At 73.1% G+C, this 9,762-nt stretch carries 8 protein-coding genes and 2 pseudogenes; 3 read left to right on the top strand and 7 right to left on the bottom strand.

The window, feature by feature from the left end; all coding sequences use genetic code 11:
• The first annotated feature begins 155 nt into the window (after nt 1-155).
• The 3 genes from AB8Z36_RS21865 to AB8Z36_RS21875 all read left to right on the top strand — a co-directional run bounded on the left by AB8Z36_RS21865 (nt 156) and on the right by AB8Z36_RS21875 (nt 4,077).
• Complete coding sequence (locus tag AB8Z36_RS21865) at nt 156-1,439, top strand: sensor histidine kinase (RefSeq protein ID WP_369215053.1); 1,284 nt, start codon at nt 156-158, stop codon at nt 1,437-1,439.
• The gene (locus AB8Z36_RS21870) at nt 1,436-2,095 is read left to right on the top strand and encodes a response regulator transcription factor (protein WP_369215054.1); all 660 of its coding nucleotides are present in this window, start codon (nt 1,436-1,438) and stop codon (nt 2,093-2,095) included. The genes AB8Z36_RS21865 and AB8Z36_RS21870 overlap by 4 nt, the downstream gene beginning before the upstream one ends.
• A 206-nt stretch (nt 2,096-2,301) precedes the next feature.
• Nucleotides 2,302-4,077, top strand: coding sequence for an SGNH/GDSL hydrolase family protein (locus AB8Z36_RS21875; protein ID WP_440581965.1), 1,776 nt, complete (start codon nt 2,302-2,304; stop codon nt 4,075-4,077).
• 25 nt (nt 4,078-4,102) lie between these two features.
• Here AB8Z36_RS21875 and AB8Z36_RS21880 read toward each other — a convergent pair whose 3' ends face one another.
• The 7 genes and pseudogenes from AB8Z36_RS21880 to AB8Z36_RS21910 form a co-directional block, all read right to left on the bottom strand.
• Nucleotides 4,103-4,882 carry an exodeoxyribonuclease III gene (locus AB8Z36_RS21880; protein ID WP_369215055.1) on the bottom strand — a complete coding sequence of 260 codons (780 nt, stop codon included), beginning with the start codon at nt 4,880-4,882 and terminating at the stop codon, nt 4,103-4,105.
• Nucleotides 4,883-4,912: 30 nt separating this feature from the next.
• Nucleotides 4,913-5,545, bottom strand: coding sequence for an MBL fold metallo-hydrolase (locus tag AB8Z36_RS21885; protein WP_369215060.1), 633 nt, complete (start codon nt 5,543-5,545; stop codon nt 4,913-4,915).
• A 27-nt stretch (nt 5,546-5,572) separates the two neighbouring features.
• Nucleotides 5,573-6,755: pseudogene (gene pcaC / locus AB8Z36_RS21890) on the bottom strand (4-carboxymuconolactone decarboxylase).
• Between the two features lie 215 nt (nt 6,756-6,970).
• Entirely contained in the window at nt 6,971-7,456 is a 486-nt protein-coding gene (locus AB8Z36_RS21895; RefSeq protein WP_369215056.1) for a phospholipase, read from the bottom strand.
• Between the two features lie 111 nt (nt 7,457-7,567).
• Nucleotides 7,568-8,863: a sulfite oxidase gene (locus AB8Z36_RS21900; RefSeq protein ID WP_369215057.1), complete on the bottom strand. Its 1,296-nt coding sequence runs from the start codon at nt 8,861-8,863 to the stop codon at nt 7,568-7,570.
• A 101-nt stretch (nt 8,864-8,964) separates the two neighbouring features.
• Nucleotides 8,965-9,567: a sugar kinase gene (locus AB8Z36_RS21905; RefSeq protein WP_369215058.1), complete on the bottom strand. Its 603-nt coding sequence runs from the start codon at nt 9,565-9,567 to the stop codon at nt 8,965-8,967.
• Nucleotides 9,567-9,762, bottom strand: a pseudogene (locus AB8Z36_RS21910) (ROK family glucokinase); the annotation flags it as partial. The gene AB8Z36_RS21905 and the pseudogene AB8Z36_RS21910, both read right to left, overlap by 1 nt.

Genomic DNA, 9,762 nt, shown 5'->3' on the forward strand with positions numbered 1-9,762 from the left:
GTCCGACGGCGGGAGGGGCTGACGCGGGGCGACCGGGGCGCAGGGCTCGGGCCCACCGGCATGCGGGGCGGAGGCCTCGGGTACTGGCTCTGTCGACCCCGGTTGTACGACCCGGGGGCGATGACCGGCCGTGGGTCCGTGGCTACGATCGCGGGATGTCCGTCTCGCCGGTGAGATCCCTCGCCTCGTACGCGTCGCCGGGTGCCTGGGCCGCCGCTTCCTGGTGGCTCGGCATGGCCGTCGCCGCGCGCGCGTACTTCGGCCTCCCGCTGATGCCGACCAGCTCCGAGCCCGGCCCGACGCCCTGGGAGTGGGCGCTCGTCGCCGCCGCCCTCGGCACGGCGCTCTGGGCGGGCCGCCTGCTCCGCCGCCGCCCCCTGCTCGCGCTCACGCTGCTGATCGTCTGCTCGTACGCCGCGACACTCGCGATCGGCGAAGTGACCATCACCTTCCTGCAGTACGTGGCTTTCGGCATCGCCCTGGGTTTCGTCGTGGCGACCCGGGGCGGCCGGGCACGGGCCGGCGCCACCGCCCTGGCGCTCGGCGCCCTGCCCGGCTTCGCCTTCCTGCGGCAGGCGCTCGGGCTGCCCTTCCGGCTCCCGCACTCCATCGAGAGCAGTTGGACGGACTGGCAGACGTACTGCCTGCTCATCGCCGTGGCCTGGCTGCTCGGCGACTCCGTGCGGCGGACCCGCGCGTACACCGAGCGGCTGCGCGCCCAGGCCACGGCCCAGGCCGTCACCGCCGAGCGGCTGCGGATCGCCCGCGAGATGCACGACACCGTCGCGCACAGCATCGGCATCATCGCCCTCCAGGCGGGCGCGGCGGCCCGGGTCGTGGAGACCCAGCCCGCCGGGGCGCGCGAGGCGATGATCGCGGTGGAGACGGCGGGGCGCGAGACACTGGCGGGGCTGCGGCGGATGCTCGGTGCACTGCGGGAGAGCGACCCGGGCGGCGAGCGCCAGGAGGACGGTGACCGGCGGGGCGACGGTCGGCGGGACGGGGGCCGACGGGGCGCCGAGGCCGTGCCGCTCGCACCCGCCGCCGGGCTCGCGGACGTCGACCGGCTCGCCGCGACGACCACGGCCGCCGGGGTCCGCGTGGACGTGCGGTGGCTCGGCGAGCGCAGGCCGCTGCCGCCCGACATCGACCTGTCGGCGTTCCGCATCGTCCAGGAGTCCGTCACCAACGTCGTGCGGCACGCGGCCACCGGGTCGTGCACAGTGACCGTGGAGTACCGGGACGAGGAGATCACCATCAGCATCGAGGACGAGGGCCGCGGCACCGCCGCACCCGCGCACGGCCCCGGATACGGCCTGGTCGGCATGGGGGAACGCGTGGCACTGCTGCACGGCGACTTCGCCGCAGCCCCGCGCCCCGGGGGCGGCTTCCGTGTGACGGCCCGGCTGCCGTTGCCCGCCCCGGCGGGTGCGCGATGACGGTCCGCGTCCTGCTCGTCGACGACCAGCCCCTGGTCCGAACGGCCCTGCGCATGGTCATCACCGACGCCCCCGACATCGAGGTCGTGGGCGAGGCCGCCTCGGGCGACGAGGCGGTCCGCCGCTGCGCGGAGCTGCGCCCGGACGTCGTCGTGATGGACATCCGCATGCCCGGCATGGACGGCATCGAGGCCACCCGCCGCATCACCTCGGGGCCCTCGCCCGCGCACGTCGTCGTCCTGACCACATTCGACGACGATGACTACGTATACGGGGCGCTGCGCGCCGGGGCCGCGGGTTTCCTCGTCAAGGACATGGCCCTGGACGACATCCTGACGGCCATCCGCGTGGTCGCCTCCGGCGACGGCCTGCTCGCCCCGAGCGTCACCCGCAGGCTGATCAGGGAGTTCGCGGAGCGCCCCACGGCCGGGCCGCCGCGCGCGGCCACCGTCGAGGGCATCACGGACCGCGAGCGCGAGGTCCTGACCCTGGTGGGCCGCGGTCTCTCCAACACCGAGATAGCCGAGGAGCTCTGTCTCAGCGTCGCCACCGCGAAGACCTATCTGACCCGCCTCCTGGCGAAGCTGAACGCCAGGGACCGCGTGCAGTTGGTGATCCTCGCGTACGAGACGGGGCTCGTGCCGACGGAGCGGTGAGAGCGCCACCCGGCCCGTACAGGTGAGTTCGCGCCGTGTTCACGCGCGACGCGTTGACGCGCCTCTGACACCTCTTTAGCTTCATGGCGCATCTGTCATCACCCTGCATCAGTCATCACCGTGCATCTGTCATCACTAAGCATCTGTCGTCACTGTCACCCGGCCCCGCCGTCCGGCGGGGCCACCCGACACGGGAGGGGTCCGTCGTGCGCCGACGTTTCCGGGGAGCGGCCGTCACGGTCGCGCTCCTCACCGGCATCGCCCCCATGGCCTCCGCCGAGGCCGCGGCTCCGCACGGACCCCGGCCGCTCCCCCTGGAGCGGCACTTCGACAACCGGGCGGTCAGCGACGACACCCGGCCGGGCGAGGCGGACTTCGACGGAGCGGGCGGCTCGCTGTCCGCGCAGGACCTGGCGGCGGCGGGCTGGACCCCGGGGCGCTCCCTGGGCGTCGAAGGGGCGATGCTGACGTTCCCGCGCGGCGGCTCCGGCGAGCGGGACAACGTGGTCGCCGACGGCCAGTCCGTACGGCTGCGCGGGCGCGGGGACGCCCTGGCCTTCCTGGTCGCGGGGACCGGCGGCGAGGCGAGCGGCACCGGGACGGTCCGCTACCGCGACGGCTCGCGCGGCAGCTACCGGCTCACCGCGCCCGACTGGCGCTCGGGCCCGCTCGCCGCGAAGTCCGTGGCCCTGCCGCACGTCAACACGCCGGGCGGGCAGCTCGCCGAGAAGGCCAGGCTGTATGTGGTGACCGTGCCGCTCGTCCGGGGGCGCGAGGTCGCCTCGGTGGTCCTGCCGCACGACCGGGCCGCCACGGACCTGCATGTCTTCGCCCTGTCGGTACGGTCGCCCGTCCGGGGCTGGACGGGCAGCTGGGCCGCTTCGACCGCCGGGTACACCACGGTCGGGGACTGGAGCGACCGGACCGTGCGGCTCGTGGTGCACACCAGTGCGGGCGGGCCCCGGGTCCGCGTGCGGCTCGACAACACCTTCGCGTCGGCCCCGGTCAGGATCGGCGGCGCCACCGTGGCGGTGCAGCGGGCCGGGGCGGAGGCGCGGGGCGTGCCGCGGCGGCTGACCTTCCACGGCGGCCGGACGGGCACCGAGCTACCGGCGGGCGCCCAGGCCTACAGCGACCCGCTCGGCTTCGACGTCCCCGCCGACAGCAATCTGCTGGTCAGCTTCCATCTGCCGGGCAGGGTGACGACGGCGCCCGTGCACAGCCAGGCCATCCAGCGCTCCTATGTCAGCTCCCCCGGCGACCACGCGGCGGACGGCTCCCCCGCGGCCTACTCCTCGACGATCACGACCTGGCCGCTGCTCACCGGCGTCGATGTGAGCGGCGGGCCCGGCTCGGTGGTGCTGCTCGGCGACTCGATCACGGACGGCGTCCGCTCGACGCAGGACGCCAACCGCCGCTGGCCCAACGTCCTCGCCACCCGCCTGCTCCACCAGTCCGACGTGCCGCGCTACGGCGTCCTCAACCACGGCATCTCGGCCAACCGCGTCACCGCCGACCGCTACCCCGGCGACGGCGTCTCCGCCGACACCGGCGGCGTCAGCGCCCCGCACCGCCTGGACCGCGACGTCTTCGCGCAGACCTCGGCGCGCACGGTGGTCGTCTTCGAGGGCGTCAACGACGTGCGCTGGGGCGCGTCGGCGGACGAGGTGATCGCGGGCCTGCGGCAGATCGCCGACCGCGCCCACGCCCGGAACCTGCGCGTGGTGGCCGCCACGATCGCCCCCTGCGAGGGCGAGTCCCTGTGCACGGCGGCGGCCGACACCCAGCGCGAGGCGGTCAACGCCTACCTCCGCGGGACCGGTGACTTCGACGCCGTGTTCGACTTCGACGCGGTGCTCCGCGATCCCGCGCACCCGACGCGCATCCGGCCCGCCTACGACAGCGGGGACCATCTGCACCCCGGGGACGCGGGGCTCGCGGCGCTCGCGGACTCCGTCGACCTGCGGGAGCTGGAGTCCTGAACCGGCCCGGACCGGACGGAGGGCGCTAGACGTCCAGGTCCACCACGACGGGCGCGTGGTCGGACGCGCCCTTGCCCTTGCGCTCCTCGCGGTCCACATACGCGTCGGTGACGGCCTTGGCGAACGGTTCGTTGCCATAGACGAGGTCGATGCGCATGCCCCTGTTCTTCGGGAAGCCGAGCTGGCGGTAGTCCCAGTACGTGAACGGGTGGTCGTACTTCAAGGGGCGCGGCACGACGTCCGTCAGGCCCGCCCCGCGCAGCTCGGCGAGGGCGGCGCGCTCGGCCGGGGTGACGTGGGTGGAGTCCACGAAGAGCGCGGGGTCCCACACGTCGGCGTCGGTCGGCGCCACATTGAAGTCGCCGAGGACGGCGAAGGGGCGGGAGCCTTTCGCGTCCCCGGCGACGGCGGCCTTCAGTGCCTCGAACCACTCAAGCTTGTACGCGTAGTGCGCGTGGCCGACCTCTCGGCCGTTCGGCACATACACCGACCAGAGGCGGACCGGGCCGCAGGTCGCGGAGATCGCGCGGGGCTCCTGCACGCCGTCGTACCCCGGGTCGCCGGGGAGGCCTCTGACCACGTCTTCGAGGCCCGCCTTGGAGATCAGCGCCACGCCGTTCCACCGGCCGGTCGCGTGGACCGCCGACTCATAGCCCAGCTCGCGGAGCTCGTCGGCGGGGAAGCCCTCGGCCGTCGTCTTGGTCTCCTGTATGCACACGACATCCGTGCCGGTGGCCTCCAGCCAGGCGAGGAGCCTCGGCAGCCGAGCGGTGATCGAGTTCACGTTCCAGGTCGCGATGCGCATGACTCACAACCTACCCGGCGGCACTGACAGTCAGAGGTCGGCGGTCTCCCCCGGCGTCAGACGCAGGTGGTCGGTGCCGCCGAGCGCCCCGATCTGGTTGTCGTAGATCGGCCGGGCCAGATCGGTGAGGAGCGCGTCGTGGACGTCGTAGGCGCGCAGCGGCTTGACCTCGCGCACGTACTCGATGACCTCGGAGATCTTGTTCCAGGGGGCCATCACCGGGAGCATCAGGGTCTGCACGGGCTGGTCGGGCACGGTCAGGGCGTCGCCGGGGTGGAAGACCGAGCCGTCGACGAGGTACCCCACGTTGGTGATGCGCGGGATGTCCGGGTGGATGACGGCGTGCAGTTCGCCGTGGACCTGGACGTCGAACCCGGCGGCCGTGAAGGTGTCGCCGTGCCCGACGGTGTGGACACGGCCGGGGAAGGCGGCCGAGATCTGGTCCGCGACCGACTTCAGGGTCCAGATCTCGGCGGCGGGGTTCGCCTCCAGACCGGTGCGCAGCCGGGCCTCGTCGAAGTGGTCGGGGTGCTCGTGGGTGACCAGGATCGCGTCGGCGCCGAGCGCGGCGTCGTCCTCGCTGAAGCCGCCCGGGTCGATGACCAGGGTGCGTCCGTCCTTTTCGAGACGCACGCACGCGTGGGACTTCTTCGTGAACGTGATGCCAGTCGTCGTCATCCCTCCATCCTGCTACTCCTGCGGCGTGATTTCCTCGCGGATCACCGCTTGGGCGACCTTGAACGCGGAGTTCGCCGCCGGGACGCCGCAGTAGACGGCGGCCTGGAGCAGCACTTCCTTGATCTCGGCCGGGGTGAGGCCGTTGCGCAGGGCCGCCCGGGTGTGGAAGGCGAGCTCGTCCAGGTGGCCGCCCGCGACGAGCGCGGTCAGCGTGACACAGCTCCGGGAGCGCCGGTCCAGGCCGGGCCGGTTCCAGACCTCGCCCCAGGCGTAGCGCGTGATGAGCTCCTGGAAGTCGCCGGAGAAGTCGTCGGCGGCGGCCAGGGCACGGTCCACATGGGCGTCGCCGAGCACCTCGCGGCGGACCTTGATGCCCGCCTCGTAGGGGTCGGGCCTGCTGGTGCCCGGCACCGCCTCGGGCTGCTCCATGGGGGCGATCGCGGCCATCGGGGCGACGGCGGGCGGGGCGATGACGGGCTTGACGGGCGGCGCGATGACCGCCGTCTGGGTGTCCTGCCAGGCCGTGGAGAAGTGGCGTACGAGCAGGTCGGTGACGGCGGCGGGCTGCTCGACGGGGGCCAGGTGCGAGGCGCCGGGCACGACGGCGAGCCGGGCGTCGGGAACACCGGCGACGAGGGTGCGCGCCTCGCCCTGCCCGGTGACCTGGTSCTCGCGAGCCCACGAGSACCAGGGTCGGCACGCCGATGCGGCCGAGTTCGGCGCGGATGTCGAAGGCGGCCAGGGCCTCGCAGGCGGCGATGTAGCAGCCGGGGTCGGTGGTGCGCACCATCTGCACGGCCCAGTCGGTGATCGCGGGCTGCGCGGCGGCGAAGCCGGGCGTGRACCMGSSSWYSRGCGCCAGTGAGGCGACGCGCTCCGGGTGCCGCAGCGCGAGCTCGGCACCTATGGCACCGCCGAAGGCGCATCCCGCGTATCCGAAGCGCCGCACGCCGAGCTCGTCCAGGGTGGCGAGCAGCCGTTCGGCGAGCTCGCCGACGGACGGGCAGGGGTGCGCGGGCGCCCCGCCGTGCCCGGGCATGTCGAAGCGGAACACCCGCCACTGCCGGCTCAGCTCGGGCACCTGGCGGTCCCACATGTGCCAGGTGGTACCCAGTGAGGCACCGAGGATCAGGACCGGGGCGTCCTCGGGCCCGTCGAAGCGGTATTGCAGGGTGTTCGTCGGTGTCTCACTCACGTCCGGCACGCATCCATTTCTCACCATCTGTCACGGCCTGCGGGCCGTTTCCTTGCTCTGGCTCACGCCGCTTCCCCGCAGCGGGGACGGGCGGGACCCACGGGCATCAAGGTACGTGACCACCCTGGGCCGCCGGTCCCGGAGCACGAGGAAGGGTGGTGACCCACACGCGGTCACCACCCTTCGTCCAGATGAGCGAACGGTTGAGCGAACGGTCAGGCGGCGGCTCCGTCGCCCACCACACCGGAGAAGCCGAGCTTGTCGACGGCCTGGTAGTAGGTCCAGGCCGTGCCGTCGCACGTCGTCTTCGTCGCGCCGCTGTACCGGGCGCACACCCGCTTCAGGTCCTCGTAGAAGGCGCTGTCGACACGGGCCTTGTTGGCGGCGAAGGTGCCCGCCTCCTTGTAGTTGCGGTAGCCGAAGTCGTGCCGGGCGCAGGCCGTCTTGAACGGGAAGCCGAGGGGGTTGTCGGGCGAGCTGGAGCAGTAGTCGGTGGTCCAGTTGAACTGGTACGCGCTCCAGGCGCCCTGGTTCCCGTTGGCCGACACCCAGGCGTTGTAGCTGCCCGCGTCGGTCTGGGTCCATCGGCTGAGCACCTGCGCCTTGTCGGCGGGCACGGCGGAAGCGGGGGCGGCTGCGACGCCGATTCCCAGGGTGAGAGAAGCGGCGCTCACGGCGAGAGCGGTCAGGCGACGACGCATGGGGCCTCCTGTGGGGGGATGACACGTCCGTCTCAACAAGGCGTGTCATTCCCACAGTTGGCACTTCAACAAACGAGGCGTTCGCGTGAACTCCACGCGACGGCGGGGGGTTTACGGCACCACCGTCACCGCGTGCCGCACCACCGCGTCGAACAGGTACCCCTGTGTGTTGTGGACCGTCGCCTCCGGCTGGGTGCGGCCCCGCGTGTCCGTGGCGCGCGAGAGGAGGGTGACCGGTCCTGGCGTCCCGGGGCGCCAGGGGTGGGACCAGCGGGTCCAGGTGTCCGGGCGCGGGGTGTCGTGCAGGCGGGCGCGGTGCCAGGTGGCGCCGTCGTCCGTGCTGACGTCGACCCGGGCGATGGCACCGGCGCCCGACCAGGCGCGGCCGGTCAGGCGGTGGCGGCTGTGCGCGGAAAGGCGCGCGTTCAGCGGCAGTTCGAAGACCGACTTCAGGGTCTGGCGGGTGAGCGGGGCACTGCCCTCCTGCGGATACGCCTCGCCGTACAGACGGTAGAAGTCGGTGTTCCAGGGCGAGTAGAGCGGCGTCGCCGAGACCTCGATGTCGCCCACCCATTTGATTGAGGCGATGCCGACCCAGGACGGGGCGATGACGCGCACCGGGTGGCCGTGGTCGGGCGGGAGGGGCCCGCCGTTCATCTCGTACGCGAGGATCACGTCGTCCAGGGCCTTGGCGAGGGGCAGGGGGCGGCGGACGCGGCCGAGGTTGGTGCCGTCCACCGTCAGGTAGTCGGCGTCCAGGCCGCGCGGCATCACATCGACCGCGTGGCGGGACAGCCCCGCCCGGCGCAGTACGTCGGAGAGGCGTGCGCCGCGCCAGCGGGCCGCGCCGATCGCGCCCAGGGTCCAGGCCGTGCCGGAGACCTCCTGGCCCTGCTGGGTGGCGAAGAGGCTCCTGCCGTTGCCCGCGCACTCCACGAACGCGGTACGGGAGACGGACGGCAGCGCGCGCAGGTCGGCGAGAGTGAACTCGCGCGCTCCCGCCTTCAGCCCGTCGCCCCAGACCCGCAGGGTCCACTCCGCCGCGTCGAGCCTCGGGGTCGCGGTGTGGTTGCGCACGAAGAAGTGGGAGGCGGGGGTGAGGGGGCCGGTCCCCGCCAGCGACTCGAAGCGCGTCTCCGCGTTCGTGCCGCGGATGATGAACCGCTCGGCGGGGAGCGGTTTGACGATGCCGGACGCCGCCGACGCCTTCGGCGCGCCGAGCCCCACGGGCACCGCCGACGCCAGGCCCGCCGCCGCGAGGAGCCTGAGCACGTCCCGGCGGGCCACGCCGTCGGCCCTGGCCTGCCCCGCCAGCCACTGGTGCAGCCTGCGGCGGTCGTACGACGCCTCGGACGAGGTGCCGCTCGCCGCGCGGGGGCGGTGCGCGGTGCGGTGTGTGGAAGACATGACGACACGTTAGAAGGCCGTGCCGCCGTGTGGCGCGCGATCCGGCCAGGCTTCACGCACCGGCAACACTCAGCGTCCCGGCGCGCCCCGCACCCCGCTCATCAGGGCGTCGTCGACGACACCACGTAGACCATCGGGTGCCGGGGGTTGGCGCGGTCCACCACCACGTCCTGGGTCGGCTTGGGGTTCTTCTGCTCGTGCGTCAGGCCGTACCAGGGGCCCTTGCCCGTGAACTCCCAGCCGACGACCTTGCGGTCGCGCCTGCTGATGGTGATGTCGTTCGGCTTGAGGTCGCCGCCCGTGGCGCCGATCTGCTTGAGGAACCTGTCCAGGCCCTTGTTGCTGGTGAGGAACTGGACGTAGAGACGGCTGGTGCGCCAGTTGTTCGTCTCGTAGTACGCCACCTCCTTCGAGTACGGCTGGACCGGCACGTCGTAGAGACGGCGCTGCACCCGGGAGGGCCAGCCTTCGGTGAGGCCCGTGGCGGAGTACTTGTCCTCCTTGTCGCGGCCGCTGTTGCGGCTCTGGTTCGCGGAGATCACCAGGTAACCGGCGGGGATGCCGATCAGCAGGACGATGATCGTGGCCGTCAGCCAGCGTCGGCGGATCATGTGGCGGCGGTCCTCGGGCTTGCCCTTGCCCCGCTCGGGCGGCTCGGGGGCSCCGGAGAGGTCGGGGGACGAGGGCTGTCGGGGCACGGTCACTACGGGGTTCCCTGGGAGGTGCGGTCGTCGGAGCGGCGGGCCTCGGCGTAGCGCTCGTAGCGTTCGTAGCGCTCGACGCGGCGGCGGTTGGCGCGGCGGAAGCGGCGGGCGACCAGGCGGGCCAGGTCGGYGGCGCCCACCATGCCGGCCTCGGGGCCGAGCTGGGCGCGGGCGATGCGGGCCTCGGGGCGGTAG

The organism is Streptomyces flavofungini (assembly GCF_041028215.1).
GTDB lineage: Bacteria > Actinomycetota > Actinomycetes > Streptomycetales > Streptomycetaceae > Streptomyces > Streptomyces flavofungini_B.